Origin of the sequence: Streptococcus sanguinis, assembly GCF_026781265.1 — a bacterium.
In the GTDB taxonomy this organism is placed as follows: domain Bacteria; phylum Bacillota; class Bacilli; order Lactobacillales; family Streptococcaceae; genus Streptococcus; species Streptococcus sanguinis_T.
Genome location: NZ_JAKUVC010000002.1, coordinates 306,710 through 329,346 on the forward strand (window position 1 = coordinate 306,710; position 22,637 = coordinate 329,346).

The following is a 22,637-nucleotide window of genomic DNA, read 5'->3' on the forward strand; positions in this document are numbered from 1 at the left end:
CAGAGGAGCTACAGTTTTAATTGCTTGACTTATGTAGAAAAACAAACCTAGTTTTCACTAGGTTCGTCATTTCTTATCTGCAAGAAGGTCTGAGTCTAAGAGTAATTCAATCTCTGCCCTAACATTTCAGACTTGCAACTTTGCAGACTAGTTGACATACTCAAACCAATCACTTCTGGTTTTCAAAGATTGATGTTCTGAAATCTTTAGTCTGATCGAGGTAAGCTTTGAAGACTGCTTTTTTAAGCTTGTGGACAGAGCTGTCATGTTCTGGTTTATAGCCGCTCCAAGAATACCAATTATCATTTGCATCTTTGAGAACTGCTTCATCCATCAAGGTTTGCAACTCTTCTACAGTACTTATAGTCTTAGTAGCATAACTTGTCCATGGTTGTCTCGTATCATCAAATGTGACCTTGTTCAGGCTGTCAAACTTGTTTTTACGTTCTTCATACATAGCCTTCTTAAACTCAGTCCAATTATTAAACTGACCATTGAAGACCTTGCGTAAAACCAAGTCATCTGTTACCAGACCTCTGGTCTTACCATAGATACTGATTGTTTTCCCGTTTTGCTTAGCATCATCTTCATACTGATTAGAGATATAAGGGACCATACCATCTTTGAAGCCTTTGGCTGCCAGAAGCTCATAAGCCATACGCCTTCCCATAAGATCTCCAGGAGTTCCTTTTTCACTGCTTAATGCAGAATAAATCGGAGAGAAGAGTTTAATCGTATGGTAGCCATTTCTTTCAACGTCACCATTTTTGTATTCACGCGCTGAAAGAATATCATTTTCAATGAGACTGTCGAATGAGTTTAATTTTTGTGCATCCGCCATTGTAATATTTTTTATCACATTGGTTGCGTAAACATCATTTCCATCAGCATCTCGGACATATTTATTCTCAATCTTCCTCAGAGCACTCACTTTCTGTACATCAGATAGACGGTTAACGATTGACATCCCTTCTAGGTACTCCAACATATAAATGACATCAAACATGTTGTGAACATAATTTTTCAGATCATCCGCATTTTGGAAACGTTCAGTTGGATCCAGGACCTGCAAACGAGATTTTTCAGTTGCATCATTCTTATCATATTTGAGAATTGAGTTGACCGTGATGGTCGCATCATCTGGATGGTCCGGTGCTTGCAACAAGCCCTTGGCGAAGAATTCTGGACCAAGACCGCTTCTCCTTCCATATCCGCCTAAATAGATCTCATTATCAGAATCATGCGTCATTTCATGGGTATAGGTAATGGCTCCGTCCTTGTCCAGCATACGATAGCCCATGTAGTAAACACCGTCACCAGTAGCATAAGCTCCATGCTTATTGTGTACGACCTTGTTTCCAACCGGTCCAAAGAAGTATTTCATAGCTGGATTAGCACTGTCAAATTGCGCCTCAGCTGTAGCCTTGCCGACAGTAGTATCATCTCCAAACTTATAGGCATCATAAAGCAAGATGTTCCGATAGAGCTTTTCACGACCCTGCTCGTCTAATATTCTATACCAATAGTCATAATGGTCGCGTTGGCGTTTTGCGGTTTCTTGGGCATTATCCTCAACAAACTTATTGAGTTCTGCCCCTGCTCTATGCTCATTATTTCTATATCTGTCATAGGCGCCAAATCCAAGACTGGATATAGTCGATATGACAAAGATCGATCTTTCAGGCATTGTCAGCAAAGGAAGGACCATATTTCGGTATTTCCAAGTGTTGCTGGTAATTCGATCATACACCCCGATAGAATACTTGCTGCCAACCTGCTTTTGTTTGACCCTCACTTCATCAATAGCTGATTTTTCTTCAACGATATAAGCCTTGGTTTGCTCTTTGAACCATTGATTATTTGTTTTGTTTGGTAAAAATACCTCTCGGTAATTAGCCAGCGTGCTGAATAAATCTTTTGTAGCATTATTGTTTGCAAGGCTGATGCTATAGGCATCTACGTTGTTCTTGGCCAGAAGATTGTTAAAGCCAGATTTACCTAATTCAATGATTGTATCTAGAGGTGATACGTTACCCTTACCAAAGAAATCCATGTGGTACATGACTAAGTCTTTGACATTCACGTCACCATAGTTAAAGTTGTACCAGCGCTCTAAATAGGTCAAACCTAGAAGCAAAGCTTCCTTATTTCGTTTGATTTTATCTACGACGTAACCATTAATCGTTTGATTTTCGCTGGCAATGACTGCATCAGCAGACAACAGTTTTTCCAGTGTATTTGCTAGATTTTCCTTGGTTTTGGCAAACTGCTCTTCTAAGTATAATTCCGTCAGTGAAACGCCTGAAGAAATACCTAAGGTGTTTCTGATAGACTCTGACTGATAATCGACTGCTTTCAAATCAGGCAAAACTTCATTGATGATCGAACTATGACTATGCAAGAATTGATTTGGCGTATAGATGAGACCTGTATCGCCCACGCGATATTCTGCTAACTTACTAAAGTCAGATTGGTAGGTGAGATCTAGTGTTTCAGATGAATGATCCTTATAGTGTAGCAAGAGCTTGTTAGCCACCTCTTTATGCGAAGCAATATCTGTAATTACTTCATTATCCTTCATTATGACTGCAGATAAGACTTCTTTTTCAAACAAGGCGCTATCTTCTTTTACCAGATTACCGTATTTGACAATGGTTGCCTTATTATAAAACGGCAGTAATTTTTCTATATTCTTATACGCTAATGCTCGACTGGCTTGATAGTCTTTAACCTTAGAAAAATCACTTTCTTTATTAGTGCTAGTTAGCAAGGTTTCGACTGTCGGTACAGAAAGAGAGTTAATTTCAGATTTCTTACTTGCGATTTGAGAAGCATTGAGGATTGTTCCTCTCTCTTCGAGCGATTCCTTTGTGACAACCTCATCCTTTTCAAGAGTCACTTTGTAGACTCTGTTATCTTTGTTACTATATGAGTCAGTTATTCTCATTCCTCGATAGTGATAACCACTAATCGCATTCCCGTTCATAACGTTGACATCGCTAAGAACGTTATGCAATCTTCCAGCATGTCTCTCTTCGTTAGAGTCTCTATCCCACAAATAGCCAGCCACACCAGCAACGCTTCCAAAGCGTTTCACATTATTAATGTTGCCCTCGGCATAACTATTGCTGATAAGCGCATTCTTCTCGACAAGACCTGCAAGGCCGCCGACAGTTTGGTTTGTGCTATCCGCATTGGATGAGATGGCAATCGTAGCTTTTGACTTATCAACTACTGCGTTGATTCCAGTCAGTTGACCTACTAATCCACCGATATTGTATGGAGACCTCGTTTCATAGGAGTTGATAATTCTTCCCTTGAAACTGCTGTTCGTAATCTTAGAATTATCAGCCTTCCACACCAAGCCACCAATGCCACTTTCGCCAGCCAAAACACCGTCTACATGGACATTGTTAATCCTTGTTGCATTATTCGCTTCATTTGCAAGGGCACCAATATCAGTTTTCCCTGAGATATTTACATCTTTAAGAGTCAGATTTTCTACAGTAGCAGCGCTCAATGTGTCAAATAAAGGCTTCTTCAAATTATAAATAGCATAATTTTTTCCGTCCTTGCTGCCAAAGAGCTTACCAGTAAATCTGCCCTTTATATAACTGCTAGCGCCATTTTCTAGTTCAACCTCATTGGCATTCAGACTAGCACCTAAATAATAAGTTCCACCGAGATCATTATTTATAGCTTGAACCAAGTTACTAAAGGAAGTAAAGTTTGTGACTTCTTTCTCAGCCTTTTTAGCTAGATAGAAAGTAAAATTGTCCTCGTACTTATTGTCAACGTCCTGTTTTAATTTTTCAGCACTTGCTGTAATTTTATAAACCGGTTGGCCATCTTTCGTGCTATCGACTATTGAAGAAATCGGCAAGAAAACATCTTTAAATTTAGATGATTTCACTTTCACAAAATAATTCTCATGATTGCTTGGAATGGTATCCAGAGAAACGTGCTGTTTGTATTTTCCATCAGTTAGACTATACAACTCCACATCAGATACATTTCTTAACTCGATATTCTTTTCAGGTTCTTGCTTCTGCTCTTTAGGCTCCTCAGCTTTTTCAGCAGGATTTTCCGCTTCTGGCACTGCTGGTTCGATGTTTCCGGTATACTCTTGCGGAGGCTCTACCTGCTCAGGCTCAACTATGGCTCCAGCTTGAGTTCCTGTGTATTCAGGTAATGAAGAAACTTGTTCAGGTTCAACAATTGCTCCTGCTTGAACCCCTGTATATTCTGGTAAAGGAGTCACTTGCTCAGGTTCGACTACCGCACCGGATTGGGTTTCTGTATATTCTGGCAAGGAAGAAACTTGTTCAGGCTCAACGATAGCACCTTCTTGAGTTCCCGTATACTCTGGTAAGGGAGTCACTTGTTCAGGTGACACTACTGAACCTGCTTGAACTCCTGTGTACTCTGGTAAGGGAGCGACTTGCTCGGGAGCGACCACCGCACCGGATTGAGTTCCTGTGTATTCCGGTAATGGTGTAACTTGATCGGGTTCGACTATCGCACCGGATTGGACACCTCCAACCTCCGGTTCAATTTGTTCAGGCTCAACTATGGCTCCAGATAATGTACCTGAATAATCAGGCAATGAAGCCACCTGCTCAGGCTCAACGATTGCGCCGGATTGGACGCCTGTGTATTCTGGTAAGGGAGCGACTTGCTCGGGAGTGACCAAGTTAGTACCCACTGGTTTTTCACTTGGCGCTTCAATCTTTTTAGTCCCTTTTTCTACTATTCTAGGAGTCGCTTCCTCTATTTTAGTCGAAAGAACCTCTCTAGAAACTTCCGCATTATCTACAGTAAAAATTCGAACGACTTCGATTTTACGGCCTGATTTGCCTTCTTGTTTTACTCTTACAGTACCTTCAGCTAAATCAGGATTCTCTTGTATTTGTTCTCCAAAGGCTATCTCAGTTTCAATTGTCTTTTCTTTATATAATAGTTCCGGCTTAGCTACTCGGCCAGACAAGACTTCATCTTGAGGCTCAATTGTATTGACGCTAAACGTTTGATTTTTTAGTCCATTCTTATCGAAAGAAACAGAATAATCTAGCTTCTTATTTTGGTTTAAAACTTCTTTATCTAGATTAGCATTCTGCTGATGAGCAGGAATCTTATTACCTAATAATTTTTTAATCGATTCATCTTTTATGTAGCCAACATAGGTATAGCCCGAGATTTCACCTGGTGACGGCAGACTTTCCCCAGCTGACACTTGATATTCGGCATTATACTGCAGCAAGATCCCATTTTCCAACGCATCGACAGATAGTATCAAACCTCCTCCGACACCAGCACCCACCAACACAGTCAATAGGAACTTGCTTTTAACCTTTCTTTTTGACACAACAAAAACAACCAATCCTATCGTCGTTAAGAGACCGGCCGTCATCATTGTATTGGAATTGTTGCTGTCGCCTGTATTCGGTAAGGTTTTTGCTCCAGTATTTGAGTTTAACCTGTAGACAAGATAGTAAGTCTCCTCGTTTCCTTCTGACATTTTAGGAAATCCACTTACAATCAACTCCTTTTCTTGCGGAGTTATTTCAGTATCTGTCACGTATTTATAGTGTACATTCAACTTCTCCTGCGCTTGAACAGAGTCAACTCCAACGAAAGAACCAAAAAACAAACTAGAAATAGCAGCCGAAACAAGCCCGACAGCTAATTTCCTAAAAGCAAACCGAGTTTGCTTCTCCCCAAAAAACCTTTTCATAAAATCCCTTTCAAATTATTCTAAAAAGAATAACAAATCCTTTAACCAGAGAAGGTGCAACAGTGAGCCATTGCATTCATTCATCTAAATCCCCTAACAAAAATTCCCTAATCAACAATCTCATATAACTTTTATCTTATTCATAATATCTCCAAAATCGCAATAATCTGTCTAAATTATATCATACAATCCTATTTTTTGTTAGCGTTTTAACATAAAAGAAAAAATTTTAGGTACAAAAAACCAAGTCTTTCGACTTGGTTGATTCCTATGATTGGAAACTCTATTACTTAAGAGTAACTGAAGCACCAGCTTCTTCCAATTTAGCTTTAAGTTCTTCAGCTTCTGCTGCAGCAACGCCTTCTTTGATAACGTTTGGTGCACCATCAACAAGTTCTTTAGCTTCTTTAAGGCCAAGACCAGTGATTTCACGTACAACTTTGATAACGCCGACTTTCTTGTCGCCAGCAGCAGTCAATTCGATATCGAATGAATCTTTAGCAGCGGCAGCTTCACCAGCACCAGCAGCAGCTACAGCTACAGGAGCAGCTGCAGTTACACCAAATTCTTCTTCGATAGCTTTTACAAGGTCGTTCAATTCAAGGATTGAAGCTTCTTTAATTTCAGCAATAATGTTTTCAATGTTCAATGCCATTGTTATTTCCTCCAAATAATTTTTAAATTTATAATATTTTTTTCGTAGCTAGGCTACGCTGCGTAGCTTAAGATTAAGCTGCGTCTTCTTTGTTGTCTGCAACTGCTTTGACAGCAAGTGCAACGTTGCGAACTGGCGCTTGAAGTACAGAAAGGAGCATAGAAAGAAGTCCTTCGCGGTTTGGAAGAGTTGCAAGTGCAAGAATCTCTTCTTTTGATGCGACAGCGCCTTCGATTGCACCACCTTTGATTTCAAGTGCATCAGCGTTCTTAGCAAAGTCGTTCATGATTTTCGCTGGTGCGATAACATCTTCGTTAGAAAATGCTACTGCAGATGGTCCAACAAAAACAGATGCCAAGTCTTCAAGTCCAGCTTTTTCAGCTGCACGACGCAAGATTGAGTTTTTGATAACTTTGTACTCAACTTCGCTTCCACGAAGCTCACGACGAAGAACGGTATCTTGCTCAACAGTCAAACCACGAGCGTCAACAACGACGATAGATGCAGCAGCTTTCATTTTCTCAGCAACTGCGTCAACCAGTTCCGCTTTTTTAGCAATAATAGCTTCACTCATTTAGTGTTTCACCTCCGTAATTATTTTGCTTGGGGAATTTTCCAAAAGAAAAACGCGCCCAAACCTAGACACGAAAGTACAATACGCTTCTTTTTAAATGATACGTTTTGTCCTCGGTAGGATCTTTATGAGTCGAGCTCCCCTACTGTCTTAGGCAGTTTTTTCAAACCATTGATAATTATAGCAAAAGAAAAAAAGATTGCAAGCTTTTTATACAATCTTTTTAAATTTAGTCATTATTTTCTGCAAATCTCTTACTTGATTAATATCTACTTATTTCCTTCACTCGAAAGTTTCGAGTTCAATATAATCAAAGTTCTCTCTTAAATAATCAAATAAGGCATCTTTATGAGCATTCTGATTCATTTCAACAAACCTTCGAAACTCATTTGTACGGAGTTCAGATTCACTGCCATCAAGATACCATGCAGAAAAATGAACTCGTCTCACCTTATGACGACTACCTAAACGATACATCTTCATAAATGCATCTATCTTAGAACATTCTGGCAGGTAGGCAATATCAAATGTCCTGTAACAAATGAGATGATCGCCATAAACCAAAACTTTCAAACGTTTATCAAGGCAGTCCGCATCATTAAGATTTTGCCAGTCCTCCTCAAGCTCAGGGTAAGAATCTTTCAATTCTCGCACATTCCTACTAATACGAAGATTGCCTTTTATCATTCGATAGATAAGTATTCCGAACATTGAATCGAACAACATCCAAAGAACAAACCCCATAAAAGTTTCACGAATCAATTTCAACCAAAATGAAAATCCGAAACTCACAGTAGCATAAATAGAAACAAACAAAACAAAGCCAAAGGGAAGGAGGCTCAACATTGGACCAATCATCATCAAAATTCTAGCTTTTAGCGGAGAAAACTTAAATTTTTTTCCCACTTCCCTCAGTTCCTCCTAAACTCAATTCTTTACCTCCTTTTATATCGCATTCCCCCTCTTGTGTATTTAAACTTGTTTCCATCTGGCGCCTGAACAGTGTTCTTATTCATAACATCTTCTTTTGTTTGTATAATATACCAAATTAATTTAACAAACTTAAGCATTTTCCACTGGGTAAGTTAAGCGCAACACATACGCTGTCAATTCACTACTTATTATCATTCACCTCTCTGTATTCATTTATTATAGTTTCTGATTTTAGGGAACGCGAAGTGGACATATTAACTTGAACATATTTTCTATCATCACTGATATTTCTGGTAAACGAAAGAACAAAATTTTCATTTTGATTTCTCCAAGATGAATCCAAGTGATTCTTTTTTGCTAATTCCTCATCCAAATAATATGCCAAATGATAGGCAGGAACTTCAGGGGTATATCGACTATTAATCAATTTATAGCCGGCCAATATTTTTTCAGAAAAAACATTGGATTGAAAGAGAAAAGTGATGTTTTTGGCTTCTTCCTCCATAAAATAACCTGAATCTAAACTCTCCCACCCTTGAGCAGAATATTGAATATTGTGTTTGTACTCAATCTCACTAGTTGTATCATCTTCAAAAAACTGTCCAGTTTTTTTTTCAATAAATCCTTTAATGGATTTATCAATAGGATTCCCTGAAACATTTATAGAATATTGAACATCTTTCCCAGTCTCGTCAAAATTTGAAACTGTATAAATAATTTCAAATCCTTTTGGATAAAATTTAAACAAGTCCGAAACATTTGCAGTAGAATAAATCTTTTCTAAATCAACAAACTGACTTTCCACATGAGCTCGGCTATTTTTATCACAACCGAACAAATTTGTCATCATTACTAAACCTCCTAAAATTATAATGAATATTTTTAAAAATTTCTTCATAACCTTCTCCTTTTCCTTAGCCATCATCCCATTGTTTGAAAAACCATGGTTTATCCTTGTGATTTTATTCCATTATCTCCTCCTTCATCTTGGTCATTTCCTTAAGCATTTCTTGAACTTGGTGCAGGAAAAGACTGATAGAATTCTTACCAGCAGGTTTTTCACAGGGTTTTATCCATTTATAATTTGTCTGATTAGAGTTGCCATACTCTTTGACTAATTCCGAGAATAGCTTACATGAATCATGTAAACGAACAAGGGGTTCCTTGAATTCTTGGCTGTACTTTTATGATATGTAAACATCTCCCTTGGTTATCTACTATTCTACAAAATGCGTCCGTGCAATCATGCTAACATCATCAGTATAAACATCATTATCTAATACAAAATAACTATTTATTTCTATGATAGTAACGGATATGAAATCTATCTCCTAAATCTTTATACTCTTTACATACATCTCCTTTTATAACATATTAACCTGCATCCTATTATAGATTACTTTGATTATTTTGTAAATCAATTTGGTAGATAAATACGAACTTTTAATTGTGTTATAATTTTATAGTTCGTGTTTAGAAAGTTTTACAAATGTCAAATAAAAAACTAGAGGAATTTCATCTCATTCCTCTAGCTATTTGATTAACTTCCAACAAACTGCTCTGTAAAGAGATTGATGATTGTAAAGTAGCTTATCACAAACAAATAACAATGGGATATCAAATTTGTCCACAAGGTTCTATTTATTTAAGGAGACATCAAAAAAAGGATTCGAAAATCCTTTTTTGTCAGTCCACATAATTACTTTCTTCCTTATTAAACCAAGCGTATGGCAAACCTATGAGTAGGCCACCACCGATGAGGTTACCGATAAAGGTTACGCCCCAGTGGCGTAGGATATTTCCAATACCAAAATTTTGTACTTCCGCTGCTGCTGAGCTGAATTTCACGATAGCGAAGGAAGCAAAGTTGGCTGCCAAGTGTTCGTTAGTCAAGAATACAAACATATAAATAGCTGATATAACTAAGAAGAGCTTAGCTGTACTATCCTTGACCAAAACGAAGGAAAGAATAGCGATATTAACAAAGATATTTGCCAAGACTCCCTCGAGCAGAATCAACTCATTAGATCGAGCAAGCTTCATCTGCACAACACCAGAAATGAAACTACCTTTGCTAAGCCCAGCATAAGCAGCCGAGTTAGCAAAGAGCCAGCCGGCAATCAAGGCGCCAATCAGATTGAAAAATGTACAATAAAGCAAAATCATCAAGGCTTTTTTCCAGTCAATCTTCTTCAAAAAGGTACCAGCAGTCAGAAACATCATGTTGGAAGTCACCAATTCTGCATTTAGAAAGACAATGTAAGCCAATCCCCAAGCAAAGATGAAAGGAAAGAGAAAACGCCCAGTTCCTGGAACGATCTTATTCGTCAAATCTGCCGCAATGGCTCCAGCACCAGTACTAAAGGTTAGGAAAGCTCCAGCAAAGATGGAACGAACAGCGTACTTGGCCTTGCTTGTATCAAACAAAGCTTCTTTCTTGCGGCAAGCTGCTTCAATTTTAGGGATAAATGTCGATTCAGGCATAAAAAAATCTCCTATTAATGTAAACTATGTATAGTATATCACAAAGTTCTTTCTTTTGATAGCGTTTTCGAGAACCTTTTTAAATTTTCTAAAAAAGGATTGAAAATCTATTTTCAACCCTTAAATCCTTTTGCTAACTGAGCAATATCTTCTGGCCGTGTTCGACAGCAACCGCCAAAAAGTCGCACTCCTTGCTCTTGCCAAAGTTTACTATTTTCCAGCAAGCTTCGCTCCTGCTCTGGATCATCATGCCAAGTCTTGGTCAAGCCATTATAAGTTTCGCCAGAGTTTGGATAGGTCAGAAAAGGTTTGTTGCAAACTTGTCCAAGCCCATCTAATAATGGAGCAATTAAATGCGGAGCTGTACAATTAAAACCAACTGCCAAGACTTGTGGACTTTCTTGAGCCAAGTTTCCTAATTCCTCAATCTTAGTGCCATCTGATATAGCATTCTCCGACTGGGCAACAAAGGACAAATAAGCCTCAGCCTGCGGAAATTCCTCAGCTAAAAGTCGGAGGATTGCTGCCGCTTCTGCTCCATTTGGAATCGTTTCAATAGCCAACAAGTCGCTCCCAGCTTCTAGTAAAGCTTGAATACGCGGTTGATGAAACTCTTGGAATTCTCCCTCGCTCAGCTGGTAGTCTCCCGTATACTCCGAACCATCAGCTAAATAGGCAGCATAAGGCCCTACCGAGCCTGCAACCAGAGGATAGGGTCGCTGCTTTTGCTCTTCAGGAGATAATTCTTGCCAGACATTTTCGATTGCCCTCCTTGCTAAGAAGACTGTCTCTTTTAAAAGATTATAACCCTTTTCAGGAGTTAGTCCTGCCTCTATAAATGCTGGAATACTGGCCTGATAACTGGACGTAGTGATGATGTCACTGCCAGCTCTCACATAGCTTTCATGCACATCTTGAATAATCTGAGGCTGGTCTAATAGGTATTGAGCGGACCAAAGCTTACCAGATACATCATAATCCCGGCTTTCCAACTCTGTACCTAAGGCTCCATCTAAAATAATAATTTCTTGCTTGTCAAGCAAATCTTTAAATTTTCCCATGCTATACTCCTAGAATCTACGATTAAACATAAAAAGAGGTCTCCCTCTTTTCTGTCGTCTTCATTAAAATCTATTCGCCCAAGCAGTATCGACATCCAAGATATCTTGAGTAGTGTATTGCTGACGATAAGGATTGTAAACGATATAGCCAGCACCAGACTCATAGAGTGGTGAATCAAAGCGAGTCAAATCGTATTTTTCAATAATGTAATTCAATTTAGTATTATAGCTGGTATCTGTCGCATAGACACCAGTCAGGGCAGCCGTTGCATCCTGATAGGTTGGTGCATTACTCTTCCATGCGCCTGCAAAATGCCCCTGTTTGAGAACCGCAACATAGTCTTGCAGAGACTCTACATAGCTAGGATATGAACGGAAGCTATCGTTGATGGTATAAGCATTTCCCTCTCCATCATCTTCCCAAGTCTCCATATTAGCAGACTGACCGTCATAGTGACCTTTGATACCGAAAAGGTTATAATGAGGTTCACCAGACAGACTAGACTGTCCTGAACCACTTTCCAAAATAGCCTGTGCAATCATAACAGAGGCATAAAGATCATTATCCTGTCCCAACTGACGCGCTGGCTCACCGATTTGTGAGATGAAGTAGTCTGTTTGATTCATAGGCTGCTGGTCGCTATTATTGGCACTAGCAGGGTTAATATGCTTGGCCAAGACGAAACCAACAGCAATCGTTGTTGTCATGATGAATAAAGCTGAAAGGATTCTCTTACCTTTTTTTGAAATTCTCTTTTTCACAGCACTTCTCCTGATTAAGATGTTAATGATACCATTGTAACATACTAAAGATTAAAAAAACACTATTGATAATTTACAAGTATATGACATTTTTCGTTTTATTTCAAAAAATCCAACTCGAGAAAGAGTTGGATTTAATTCGTATTATTAAATTTTTGACAAAATCGCGTCCCAAGAAGCATCTAAGCCATCTTTGGTGACTGAGGAAAAAAGAATGAAATCATCATTTTTGTCAAAGTCCAGCTTTTTCTTAATGGCTGACTCGTGCTTATTCCATTTTCCGCGAGGAATTTTATCAGCTTTGGTCGCTACTAGAATAACTGGAATGTCATAATATTTCAGAAATTCATACATTTGCACATCATCTGAGCTAGGATCATGCCGAAGATCAACAAGACTGACAACCGCTCTGAGATTTTCACGACTGGTCAGATACTCCTCAATCATCCGGCCCCATTTTTCACGCTCTTTTTTGGAAATACGGGCATAGCCATAACCTGGCACATCAACAAAACGCAGCTTGTCATCAATGTTGAAAAAGTTTAGCAGCTGCGTTTTTCCAGGTTTTCCTGAGGTTCTCGCTAAATTTTTACGATTGAGAAGTGTATTGATGAAGCTGGATTTTCCGACGTTTGATCGGCCAGCTAAGGCAATCTCTGGAATATCATCTTGAGGGTAGTGCAATTTATTGGCTGCACTCAGCAAAATCTCTGCGTTGTGGGTATTGATTTCCATAAGCACCTCGTTAGGCAGTTTCTAGAATAGGCTTATCTGTTCCATCTACTGCTTCTTTGGTAATACGGACAAGTTTGACATTTTCCTGACTCGGAACTTCAAACATGACATCCATCATAGTTTCTTCAATGATAGAACGAAGACCGCGAGCACCTGTTTTACGTTCAATCGCTTTATTGGCAATCTCCTGCAGAGCTTCCTCGTCAAATTCAAGCTTAACGTCATCATAAGATAGAAGTGCCTGATACTGCTTAATAAGGGCGTTTCTAGGCTCTTTCAAAATCCGAACCAAATCATCAACTGTTAGTTGCTCCAGAGCAGCAAAAACAGGCAAACGGCCAATCAACTCAGGAATAATTCCAAACTTTTGAACGTCTTCTGAGATAATTTCCTGCATATAGGACCCATCTTCGTCAATCGCTCGGTTATTCTGACCGAAACCAATGATTTTCTCACCCAAGCGCTGTTTTACAATTTCTTCAATACCATCAAAAGCACCGCCAACAATGAAGAGAATATTCTTGGTATCAACCTGAATCATTTCCTGCTGCGGATGCTTGCGTCCACCTTGCGGCGGTACACTAGCTACTGTTCCTTCGATAATCTTCAAGAGAGCTTGCTGAACTCCTTCACCCGAAACATCACGAGTAATTGAGACATTCTCACCTTTCTTGGCAATTTTATCAATCTCATCGACATAGATAATGCCGCGTTCTGCACGCTCAATATTAAAGTCAGCAGCCTGCAAAAGCTTGAGGAGGATATTTTCCACATCTTCCCCGACATAACCGGCTTCAGTCAGAGCTGTTGCGTCCGCAATGGCGAAAGGCACATTGAGGCTGCGAGCTAAAGTCTGCGCCAGGAAGGTCTTACCTGACCCGGTCGGGCCAATCATCAAAATATTTGACTTTTGAAGTTCCACATCTTCTTCTTCTCGGCTGTCGTGGTAGTTAATACGCTTGTAGTGATTATAGACCGCTACTGCTAAGGCACGCTTAGCTCGGTCTTGCCCGATAACATAGTGGTTCAAGATATTAAGCAGCTCCTGAGGTTTTGGTACCTCAGACAGATCTGCTAGTACTTCCTCGGCTAGCTCTTCACGGATGATTTCCTGCGCCAACTCCACACATTCATTACAGATAAAGGCGTTGTTACCAGCAATAATCTTCTGCACCTCATCTTGGTTCTTCCCACAGAAAGAACAAAAAACCATCATATCATCATTACGACTTGTAGGCATTGTTTACTCCAATTCTAAAATTCTAAATCTATTTATTTTCTTTCGTACATGTTAAAAAAGTGTCATATAAAAAGCATGAATGGAATTTACAAGATTTGTAAAAGCATTCAGCAAAAATAAAGCTGCCAGTCCAAACCGCTTTTTCCGAAATGTTTGAACGGAACAAATAAGACAAATGACACATAAAAAGGCCGTAAAAAAACCAAAAATACTACGTTCCATTCTTACGAGTCCTTCCTTTGATATCTTTTTATAGTAAAATCATAAGGGTTCTTTTCATCTTTGGTATGAAATTCACTGCTAACTTCCTGATAAGGAGTCCAGTCAAATGTCTCAGGGAAATAGGTATCTCCTTCCAACTTAGCAGAAATCTGAGTCTGAATCAATTCTTCCAAATACGGCTCAAAAGCTCTGATAATTTGCGCTCCGCCGATAATATACAAGTTTCTATCCTGCTTGTGGTACCATTCCAAAACATCTTCCACATTGCTGAACAGCAAAACATTTTCATTGTCAACTTGATAGTTCTTGTCCCTGCTCAAAATCAGGCTGATTCGATTTGGCAAAACGCGGCGCTGCAGACCATCAAAGGTCACTCGGCCCATCAAAATAGCATGTCCAGTCGTCGTTGCCTTAAAATGATGCAATTCTGCTGGGAGATGCCAAGGCATGACCTTGTCTTTTCCAATCAGACCATCCTCTGCCTGAGCCCAAATGGCAATAATCTTCTTTGTCATCCTTTTATCCTTTGTATTAGTAACTCTATTCTATCAAATTTGCTGTAAAAAGGCATGTTTAAAGTATGATTCAAGCAGAACTTTTGCAGAGGTTGGCAGTTTTCGCATACACTTATCAAAATCGTTAAATAGCCAAATCGAACTTCAGCTGAGGTTTAACGGGGTCATAGTCAAGCAAGTCAAAATCTTCTGCTTTAATATCAAAGAAATTAGTCCCATCAGGCACATTTAAAACGAGTCGAGGTTGACAGTAGCTAGGTTCCCGACGCAATAGCTCTGCCGCCTGCTCAAACTGATTGTCATAGATATGCAAGTTATTGATAAAGTAAAAGAACTTGCCGACCTTCCAGCCAAAATGCTTGGCAATCATCATCTGCAGGGCCACATACTGCATAGCGTTGATATGGTGAGCAACTAACATATCATTTGACCGCTGAGTCAGAGTCGCATCCAGATAAATTTCTCCCTCCACACGACGAACGTCAAACATGGTTTGAAAAGCACATGGAAGTAGGCCATCTGTTTCTTCAAAAGCTTCATAATCCCAGAGAGAGATGATATTGCGACGATTCCAAGGATTGGCTTCCAGCTGTTGAAGAATTTTATGGATAATATCATGCTTCTTGACAACAGCTCCGTAGCGCTGCCCGATAGTCCCCGTATCGCCAACTTCCCAGTCATTCCAATAGTGAACATTATACTTGTCGTTGAGCAGTTCCAGACTATTAGACTGGTCTTGATAAATCCAAAGGACTTCCTTGATGGCAGACTTGATGGCAATAGGGCGCAGAGTCGTAATAGGGAACTCGCCCTTGCTCAAATCGTATTCCGCAAAAGAACCAGTGATATATTTAGAGTTAGCTACATTTCCATCCTTGTAGCGTGGACGGGCATTTTCAGAAAAAACACCTTGCTCCAGAATTTTTTTAATATTCTCTTTGAAAATTGTATCTGCTAACGCCATGATTTCTCCTTCGTTCAGTGAGCTTTTTCTAGTATAGCAAATTTTCTATAAAAATTCTCCTACAGACCTTTCTGCAGGAGAACAAATAAAGCAAACTTGTTGAATTATTGTAAAACCAATGATGCTGCCCCAATAACACCAGCATCATTTCCAAGAGTAGCCAAGGCCAACTTAGTTGAAGTACGAACCTGTGGGAAGCTATTTTCTTCATAAACCTTGCGCACGCCATCCAGTAGGAAATCACCCGCAGCTGATACGCCACCACCGATAACGATTGTAGATGGGTTGAGGATAGAGCCGATATTGGCACAAGCAATTCCTAAATAACGAGCAAAATTGCGATAGACAATCAGAGCCAGCTCATCGCCTTCTTTCGCCAAGTCAAAGACAACTTTTGCATTGACATCTTCACCGTTGTCGATCAGTTTTTTCAGCTCAGCATCACCAGCATACTCATCAGCATAGCGGCGAGTCAGATTGACAATACCAGTCGCGGATGCAACCGTCTCCAAGCAGCCTTTCTTGCCACAAGTACACTGAATTGGCTGATCAAAGTCAACAGTGATGTGACCCAACTCTCCTGCTGCTCCAGCAAGTCCGTGCAAGAGCTTGCCTTCTGCAACAATTCCTCCGCCAACACCTGTACCCAGTGTCATAAAGACTACATCAGGCTGGTTTTCTCCAGCGCCCATCCAACGTTCACCCAAAGCAGCAACGTTAGCGTCGTTGTCAATATAGAAAGGAATCCCTGTCGCTTTTTCAATCTTATCCTTGACCGGCTGCAACGCCTTCCAATTGAGGTTGTAAGCACCGATAACAGTCCCTTTCTCACGGTTAACTACTCCTGGCGAGCCCATACCAATCCCGATAAAATCCTCTGCAGAAAGCTGAAGCAAGTCCAAACGATGCAGGATTGACTCAATCATATCATCTACAATGTGACTACCTTCGTCCAAAATATTGGTTTTAATGGACCATTTTTCTTGGATTTCGCCCTCTGAGGTTAAAATAGCAAACTTAATAGATGTTCCACCAAGGTCAATTCCGATTATTTTTTTCGACATGATATTCTCCTCTGTGTTTTATTTATCATCATTATATCAGATTTTTCCAGTAAGGAAAAGGTTTGCATAAAGAAAAGTGAAAATCGAATTCTTCTTTATTCCCAAAGTAAACTCACAAGTCTTTTGTATAATAATATCTTTCACCAGTATAGGGGTATTCTTTCAACGCGAACACTTCTGTATAGCCGTGCTTTTTATAAAAATCCGGGGCTTGAAATTGATACGTATCTACAAATGAATATTTGCATTTCCTTTCTCTAGCTTCCTGTTCAACCTTGCACAGTATTTTTGAACCTATGCCTTGCCCTCGCAAATCCTCGCTCACATACAAATACTCAATCTCCAGCCAATTTCCAAAAGTTTCGGCCGCCATACCAGCCAGCAGATTTCCTTGTTCGTCTTCTACATAGATATTAAGAGGCTCACTTTTGGATGGCTCCCTCTTAGATTGATTATAAGCCCTGATTAAGTTTCCAAGTTCTTGTGTTTTCTTCGAGTCGGTATTTTCCAATCTTAGTTTCATAGATGCCTCCGTTTAGATTTCTGCCTAAACACTTCTTCTTTCATCCATCTAACCCGGTCAGATATTCATAGCGCTCGTATTTTTCCAGCAGTTTTTCGTTCTGCTCATCCAGTTCTTGCTGGAGTTGAGACAGTCGAGCAAAGTCAGAGCCATTCTCCTGCATGGCCGCTTCAATCTCAGAAATCCGCTCTTCCAGCGCCTCGATATCAGCTTCGATAGTCTCCCACTCCTGCTTTTCAAAGTAGGACATGCGCTTTTTTTCCTCACGCACTTTGGTTGATTTTTCCTTTTCAGTCTTTTGGGAAATGGCAGAGCTTTCAGCCAGAAAGGCTTTTTCATCTATGTAATCTGTGTAATTTCCGAAAAACTCTCTGATACTTCCATCCTCAAAAGCCAAAATCTTGCTGGCTACCTTGTCTAGAAAATATCGGTCATGGCTGACTGTAATAACTGGCCCGGCAAAGCCCTGCAAAAAATTCTCCAAGACCGTCAGAGTTGCAATATCCAAATCATTGGTCGGCTCGTCAAGAAGCAAGACATTGGGCTTTTCCAAGAGAAGCTTGAGCAGATAAAGGCGTTTTTTCTCTCCACCAGATAGCTTTTCAATCAAAGTCCCATGAGTAGATCGAGGGAAGAGAAACTGCTCCAAGAGTTCTGCAATGGAAGTCGTTCCACTGCCTATATTGACCTCCTCAGCCACTTCTTGCAGGTAATTGATGACCCGCTTAGACTCATCCAAACCCTCGATCTGCTGAGAGAAATAGGCCACACGAACTGTCTCTCCGATAATGAGCTGACCAGCCCGAGGCTGAAGTTTACCGGCAATCAGATTGAGCAAGGTTGACTTGCCGACACCGTTATCTCCGACGATGCCTATGCGGTCCTTGTTCTGGATTAAAAGACTAAATTGAGAGAGAATAGTCTTCTGGTCATAAGCAAAGTCTACATTTTGAAACTCGATGACCTTCTTACCGATACGGCTGGTTTCAAAGTTCATTTCCAGATTACTGTCAATCGTCTGGTCTGCCAAATCTTTCTTGAGGTCATGAAAACGATTGATCCGAGCCTGTTGCTTGGTTGCCCGAGCCTGAGGCTGCCGTCTCATCCAGGACAACTCCTGCTTGTATAGCTGCTGCTTCTTATGAAGCAAGGCTGCATCTCGCTCATCCTGATCTGCCTTGAGACGGACATAATCTTGATAATTTCCCTGGTATTCAATCAAGCGACCGCCATCCAGCTCAAAAATCCGTGTCGAAATATTATCCAAGAAATAGCGATCATGGGTGATGAAAAGGACGGTCTTCTTTGAATTTTTCAAGAAATGCGTCAGCCATTCAATGGTATCAATATCTAGGTGGTTGGTCGGCTCGTCCAGCAAGAGCAAATCGGCATCACCTAAGAGAACCTGGGCCAGCTGCACTCGGCGGCGAAGGCCTCCTGATAACTGACCAACCTTGAGAGACAGATTAGTCAGACCAAGCTTGGACAGAACCGTCTTGACCTGACTTTCGATTTCCCAAGCATGGAGCGAGTCCATCTCGGCCATAACTGCTTCTAGTCTAGACTGCTGACTTTCATCATAAGCCGTCAGGAGCAGCTCATACTCTCGAATCAACTGCATTTCCCGTAAATCACTGGATAAAACGGTGTCAAGCACCGTCTGCTCCTCATCAAAATCAGGCTCCTGAGTCAGATAAGTAATTTTATAGCCCGTCTTAGCAGAAAAAGGGCTGACATCGCCGTCAAAGCGCGACTTGCCCGACAACACATCCAGCAGCGTTGTCTTACCTGTTCCATTGACACCAATCAGACCAATCCGGTCTAGGTCATGAATGATAAAGGAAATATCCCGAAAAACAGTTTTATCTCCTACTGATTTGGTTAGCTTGTCAACGATAAAATCGCTCATTTCTTCTCCTCGATATAGGCGTAAATAGCCTCTAGCTCATTAGGCAAGCGGCCATCTACAATAGCGTATTCCAACTCTTTTAGAATTTGACCAAGTTTTGGTCCTGGCTCAAAGCCGAACACCTGCATCAGCATGCCGCCATTGACCACCATTTCCTGTTTGTTATGAATAGTCAGACTGGCATCAAGATTCTGAATTGCGGAGAAATCAACTGCCAAACCTTGCGCCTGTCGAAGCTCCTCTGCTTGTAGCAATAAGTCAATATCATAGTCATAGCAGTCTCGCTTGGTCAAGTCTCGTTCTGAGCGAATGGCCGCAATCTCAACTAAATCTTGTACTTTATTAGCAAATTCACGAGAAGTCTTCCATTTTTTTAGAAAGTCTTTAACATTTTGCACATCCAAAGCCAATAAAAGTGCTGCCCAAGCTTGCTCGGATGCTGAAAAGAAAAAATCTGAAGCCAAGTCAAAGAGCCGTTCTAACTTAGCTCTGCTTCCCTTCAAATCTGGCAAAAATTCTATGGCACCGCTTGTCAAGAGTGCCTCTAAACCCTTGCGCCAAAACGGAGCCAGCAAGAGCTTGTCAAACTCGATAAAAATTCGTTCAACTGAAATTTTTTCCAACAAGGGAGCACAATCCTTCATAGCTACGAAAGTATCTTGCTCCAGATCAAAATCTAAGGCAGCCTGAAAACGAAAACCCCGCATGATACGGAGAGCATCTTCATTAAAACGCTCTGCAGCAGTTCCAACTGCCCGCAAAATCTGATTTTCCAAGTCATCCAAGCCTTGGAAAAGATCAATAACTTGGCCGTTTTCATCCAATGCTAGAGCATTGATGGTGAAATCGCGCCGCTTGAGATCTTCTTCCAACGAGCGCACAAAAGAAACCTTGCTGGGCCTGCGGTAGTCCACATAGACATCCTCGGTCCGGAAAGTTGTCACTTCATATTCACGGTTATTTTCCAGAACCAAGACAGTTCCATGCTCAATCCCCACATCAACTGTCCGGTCAAAGATACGCTTGGTTTCCTCAGGATAGCTGGAGCTAGCGATATCCACATCGTGAATAGGTCGCTGCAAAAGGGCATCTCGAACAGAGCCCCCAACAAAATAAGCTTCAAAGCCAGCCGCTTTTATCTTCTCTAATACTGGCAAAGCCTCCTGAAATTCAGAAGGCAGAGTTTCTAATCTCATAGTAAATGTTCCAATCCATAGACTAATTCTGAGCGTTTGACAACTTCTTTAATGGCAAGATTAACCCCTGTCATAAAGGAAGCACGGTCATAGGAATCATGTCGCATGGTCAATCCCTCTCCCTGGCTGCCGAAGATTACTTCTTGATGGGCAACCAAACCTGGCAAGCGGACCGAATGAATACGCATGCCATCGAAATCAGCTCCGCGGGCGCCAACTATAGACTCTTCCTCATCAGCAGCTCCCTGCTGCTTGCTTGGTCTGACTTGACTGATGAGCTCGGCTGTCTTGATAGCCGTCCCACTCGGAGCATCCTTTTTCTGATCATGATGCAACTCGATAATTTCTACATTTGCAAAATACTTAGCTGCCTGAGCTGCAAACTGCATTAGTAAAACAGCCCCCAAAGCAAAGTTTGGAGCAATCAATCCACCCAGCTTCTTTTCCCTAGACAGTGTGATTAACTCTTCCAACTGCTCAGGAGTAAAACCTGTAGTTCCGACCACTGGGCAAAATCCCTGTTCTAGGGCGAAGCGAGTATTGTCATAAGCTACTTTTGGGGTTGTAAAATCAACCCAGACATGGGCTTCCAGTCCAGCCAATTCTTCCTTGGCATTGAAGACGGGAACACCAGCCACTTCTTTTTCATCCGTAAAGGGATCCAGCAGTCCAACTAATTCTAGTTCAGAATCTTCTGTTACCATTTTATAGGCTGCTTGACCCATTTTCCCTTTAAAACCAGCAATAATAACTTTGATACTCATGTTTTCCTCCTTACAGAGACAAGCTCAGATATTCAGACAATCAAATCACAGGAATATAAGCAAGTGCAACGCTCCCCTTGCCTAGATGCGTTCCAATGACACTGCCAAAGGTTGCGATAGGAACTTCACTAGCAATACCGCTGTCTAGCAGATTTTTCTGAAGCTCGGCTGCTTTTTTTGGCGTATTGCCATGGATAACCATAATCTGATAAGCACCGCCTGATGTTCTTTCTCGGACAAGTTCCAGCATACGCTTGATAGCTTTCTTCTCCGTCCGAATCTTTTCAAAAACTTCTATTACACCATGATCGTTAAAATACAGAATAGGCTTGATACTCAGCAGATTTCCCAGAATAGCAGCACCGTTAGAAAGGCGTCCTCCTTTGACCAAGTGGTCCAAATCGTCCACCATGATAAAAGCGCTGGTGCCATCTATCTGCTTCTGGACATTGTCTAAAATTGCTTCAAATTCCAAGTCTTGTGCTGCCCACTCTAGAGCTGATTGGACCATGATACCGAGCGGAGCGCTAGTAATCTTAGAATCCAGAAAGGCAATTTTCAAACCACGAAACTCATCTTTCAGATACTGAATATTTTGGTAAAAACCAGAAATACCGCTAGATAGAAAGAGCCCCAGAACATGGGTATAGTTCTTTCCGTCTAGAATAGTGAGAATCTCTTCTAACTCAGCAATGCTAGGCTGACTGGTCTTGGGCAATTCATCTGACTGAGCCATTTTTTCATAAAATTCACTAGCTGTTAAGTTTCTGCCTTCGACATAAGTCTCACCTGCAATCACGACTGGAATATCCAAGACAAAAAGATTTTCATTCTCCAGCAGCGAAGCCGGCAGATAGGCCGATGAATCTGTGATAACCGCTAACTTCATGATTAAAACTCCAAATTAATGCCTGGCAAATCCAGAGCAATTTCTGTCACTTCATAAGTCAAGCGGTTGAGCATGGTTAAGCAAGGCCGAGCAAGCTCTTCTACTTCATCGTGGTCAAATTCACTCGGTTCCTCAATAAGACGACCGTGAATATGGTTAGCTTGTGAAATAGTTCCGCTGATAACAAAATTCTCAAAAACAATCATAAAGGTCACAATCACAATCAATGAAGTTGTGTGGGCTTCGACATCTCTTTTGACCAATTGGAAATTCACATCAACCTTGGTTTCAGGTGTTCCATTTTCTTTTTCCCACTCAAAATTTCGGGCGTCAAAATGGTACTGACTAACAAATTCTTTTTCGCGCTGTATGTTCATTTTTATTCTCCTAAAAATATGCGATAGGCCCATTAT

General features: G+C 40.7%; 19 protein-coding genes and 1 other annotated feature. All 19 genes read right to left on the reverse strand.

Annotated features, from left to right (window positions below; genetic code table 11):
- Nucleotides 1-169: 169 nt before the first annotated feature.
- The gene (locus MK370_RS02360; protein WP_268683993.1) at nt 170-5,734 is read right to left on the reverse strand and encodes a ZmpA/ZmpB/ZmpC family metallo-endopeptidase; all 5,565 of its coding nucleotides are present in this window, start codon (nt 5,732-5,734) and stop codon (nt 170-172) included.
- Nucleotides 5,735-6,020: 286 nt separating this feature from the next.
- The gene (gene rplL, locus MK370_RS02365) at nt 6,021-6,389 is read right to left on the reverse strand and encodes a 50S ribosomal protein L7/L12 (protein ID WP_002900419.1); all 369 of its coding nucleotides are present in this window, start codon (nt 6,387-6,389) and stop codon (nt 6,021-6,023) included.
- A 73-nt stretch (nt 6,390-6,462) separates the two neighbouring features.
- Nucleotides 6,463-6,963 carry a 50S ribosomal protein L10 gene (rplJ, locus tag MK370_RS02370; protein ID WP_268683994.1) on the reverse strand — a complete coding sequence of 167 codons (501 nt, stop codon included), beginning with the start codon at nt 6,961-6,963 and terminating at the stop codon, nt 6,463-6,465.
- Between the two features lie 37 nt (nt 6,964-7,000).
- Nucleotides 7,001-7,136, reverse strand: a sequence feature (ribosomal protein L10 leader region).
- 109 nt (nt 7,137-7,245) lie between these two features.
- Nucleotides 7,246-7,869 carry a hypothetical protein gene (locus MK370_RS02375; protein ID WP_268683995.1) on the reverse strand — a complete coding sequence of 208 codons (624 nt, stop codon included), beginning with the start codon at nt 7,867-7,869 and terminating at the stop codon, nt 7,246-7,248.
- Between the two features lie 208 nt (nt 7,870-8,077).
- Nucleotides 8,078-8,794: a hypothetical protein gene (locus MK370_RS02380; protein WP_268683996.1), complete on the reverse strand. Its 717-nt coding sequence runs from the start codon at nt 8,792-8,794 to the stop codon at nt 8,078-8,080.
- A gap of 788 nt (nt 8,795-9,582) precedes the next feature.
- A complete protein-coding gene (locus MK370_RS02385; RefSeq protein WP_268683997.1) occupies nt 9,583-10,380 on the reverse strand; it encodes a formate/nitrite transporter family protein in 798 nt (265 codons plus the stop codon).
- Nucleotides 10,381-10,493: 113 nt separating this feature from the next.
- Entirely contained in the window at nt 10,494-11,441 is a 948-nt protein-coding gene (gene mmuM / locus MK370_RS02390; RefSeq protein WP_268683998.1) for a homocysteine S-methyltransferase, read from the reverse strand.
- A gap of 63 nt (nt 11,442-11,504) precedes the next feature.
- Nucleotides 11,505-12,203: a glucosaminidase domain-containing protein gene (locus MK370_RS02395; RefSeq protein ID WP_268683999.1), complete on the reverse strand. Its 699-nt coding sequence runs from the start codon at nt 12,201-12,203 to the stop codon at nt 11,505-11,507.
- A gap of 147 nt (nt 12,204-12,350) precedes the next feature.
- A complete protein-coding gene (gene yihA / locus MK370_RS02400) occupies nt 12,351-12,938 on the reverse strand; it encodes a ribosome biogenesis GTP-binding protein YihA/YsxC (protein WP_268684000.1) in 588 nt (195 codons plus the stop codon).
- A gap of 10 nt (nt 12,939-12,948) precedes the next feature.
- The gene (clpX, locus tag MK370_RS02405) at nt 12,949-14,178 is read right to left on the reverse strand and encodes an ATP-dependent Clp protease ATP-binding subunit ClpX (RefSeq protein WP_002924853.1); all 1,230 of its coding nucleotides are present in this window, start codon (nt 14,176-14,178) and stop codon (nt 12,949-12,951) included.
- Nucleotides 14,179-14,402: 224 nt separating this feature from the next.
- Entirely contained in the window at nt 14,403-14,915 is a 513-nt protein-coding gene (locus MK370_RS02410; protein ID WP_268684001.1) for a dihydrofolate reductase, read from the reverse strand.
- Nucleotides 14,916-15,039: 124 nt separating this feature from the next.
- Complete coding sequence (locus tag MK370_RS02415; RefSeq protein ID WP_268684002.1) at nt 15,040-15,879, reverse strand: thymidylate synthase; 840 nt, start codon at nt 15,877-15,879, stop codon at nt 15,040-15,042.
- Nucleotides 15,880-15,983: 104 nt separating this feature from the next.
- Entirely contained in the window at nt 15,984-16,943 is a 960-nt protein-coding gene (locus tag MK370_RS02420; RefSeq protein WP_268684003.1) for an ROK family glucokinase, read from the reverse strand.
- 112 nt (nt 16,944-17,055) lie between these two features.
- On the reverse strand, nt 17,056-17,466 hold the full coding sequence (locus MK370_RS02425; RefSeq protein WP_268684004.1) for a GNAT family N-acetyltransferase: 411 nt from the start codon (nt 17,464-17,466) through the stop codon (nt 17,056-17,058).
- 40 nt (nt 17,467-17,506) lie between these two features.
- Nucleotides 17,507-19,375: an ABC-F family ATP-binding cassette domain-containing protein gene (locus tag MK370_RS02430; RefSeq protein ID WP_268684005.1), complete on the reverse strand. Its 1,869-nt coding sequence runs from the start codon at nt 19,373-19,375 to the stop codon at nt 17,507-17,509.
- On the reverse strand, nt 19,372-20,571 hold the full coding sequence (locus tag MK370_RS02435) for a CCA tRNA nucleotidyltransferase (protein WP_002897643.1): 1,200 nt from the start codon (nt 20,569-20,571) through the stop codon (nt 19,372-19,374). Before MK370_RS02435 ends, MK370_RS02430 begins: the two co-directional genes overlap by 4 nt.
- Nucleotides 20,568-21,335, reverse strand: coding sequence for a 4-hydroxy-tetrahydrodipicolinate reductase (dapB, locus tag MK370_RS02440; RefSeq protein ID WP_002897644.1), 768 nt, complete (start codon nt 21,333-21,335; stop codon nt 20,568-20,570). The genes MK370_RS02435 and dapB overlap by 4 nt, the downstream gene beginning before the upstream one ends.
- A 40-nt stretch (nt 21,336-21,375) precedes the next feature.
- Nucleotides 21,376-22,224 carry a DegV family protein gene (locus MK370_RS02445; RefSeq protein WP_268684006.1) on the reverse strand — a complete coding sequence of 283 codons (849 nt, stop codon included), beginning with the start codon at nt 22,222-22,224 and terminating at the stop codon, nt 21,376-21,378.
- A 2-nt stretch (nt 22,225-22,226) separates the two neighbouring features.
- On the reverse strand, nt 22,227-22,601 hold the full coding sequence (locus tag MK370_RS02450) for a DUF1149 family protein (protein ID WP_268684007.1): 375 nt from the start codon (nt 22,599-22,601) through the stop codon (nt 22,227-22,229).
- Nucleotides 22,602-22,637: the final 36 nt, after the last annotated feature.

What these genes read in the sequence shown, in the direction of transcription:
- MK370_RS02360 (WP_268683993.1), bottom strand. Translation starts at nt 5,734, where the DNA reads ATGAAAAGGTTTTTTGGGGAGAAGCAAACTCGGTTTGCTTTTAGGAAA.
- rplL (WP_002900419.1), bottom strand. Translation starts at nt 6,389, where the DNA reads ATGGCATTGAACATTGAAAACATTATTGCTGAAATTAAAGAAGCTTCA.
- rplJ (WP_268683994.1), bottom strand. Translation starts at nt 6,963, where the DNA reads ATGAGTGAAGCTATTATTGCTAAAAAAGCGGAACTGGTTGACGCAGTT.
- MK370_RS02380 (WP_268683996.1), bottom strand. Translation starts at nt 8,794, where the DNA reads ATGAAGAAATTTTTAAAAATATTCATTATAATTTTAGGAGGTTTAGTA.
- MK370_RS02385 (WP_268683997.1), bottom strand. Translation starts at nt 10,380, where the DNA reads ATGCCTGAATCGACATTTATCCCTAAAATTGAAGCAGCTTGCCGCAAG.
- mmuM (WP_268683998.1), bottom strand. Translation starts at nt 11,441, where the DNA reads ATGGGAAAATTTAAAGATTTGCTTGACAAGCAAGAAATTATTATTTTA.
- yihA (WP_268684000.1), bottom strand. Translation starts at nt 12,938, where the DNA reads ATGGAAATCAATACCCACAACGCAGAGATTTTGCTGAGTGCAGCCAAT.
- clpX (WP_002924853.1), bottom strand. Translation starts at nt 14,178, where the DNA reads ATGCCTACAAGTCGTAATGATGATATGATGGTTTTTTGTTCTTTCTGT.
- MK370_RS02410 (WP_268684001.1), bottom strand. Translation starts at nt 14,915, where the DNA reads ATGACAAAGAAGATTATTGCCATTTGGGCTCAGGCAGAGGATGGTCTG.
- MK370_RS02415 (WP_268684002.1), bottom strand. Translation starts at nt 15,879, where the DNA reads ATGGCGTTAGCAGATACAATTTTCAAAGAGAATATTAAAAAAATTCTG.
- MK370_RS02420 (WP_268684003.1), bottom strand. Translation starts at nt 16,943, where the DNA reads ATGTCGAAAAAAATAATCGGAATTGACCTTGGTGGAACATCTATTAAG.
- MK370_RS02425 (WP_268684004.1), bottom strand. Translation starts at nt 17,466, where the DNA reads ATGAAACTAAGATTGGAAAATACCGACTCGAAGAAAACACAAGAACTT.
- MK370_RS02430 (WP_268684005.1), bottom strand. Translation starts at nt 19,375, where the DNA reads ATGAGCGATTTTATCGTTGACAAGCTAACCAAATCAGTAGGAGATAAA.
- MK370_RS02435 (WP_002897643.1), bottom strand. Translation starts at nt 20,571, where the DNA reads ATGAGATTAGAAACTCTGCCTTCTGAATTTCAGGAGGCTTTGCCAGTA.
- dapB (WP_002897644.1), bottom strand. Translation starts at nt 21,335, where the DNA reads ATGAGTATCAAAGTTATTATTGCTGGTTTTAAAGGGAAAATGGGTCAA.
- MK370_RS02445 (WP_268684006.1), bottom strand. Translation starts at nt 22,224, where the DNA reads ATGAAGTTAGCGGTTATCACAGATTCATCGGCCTATCTGCCGGCTTCG.
- MK370_RS02450 (WP_268684007.1), bottom strand. Translation starts at nt 22,601, where the DNA reads ATGAACATACAGCGCGAAAAAGAATTTGTTAGTCAGTACCATTTTGAC.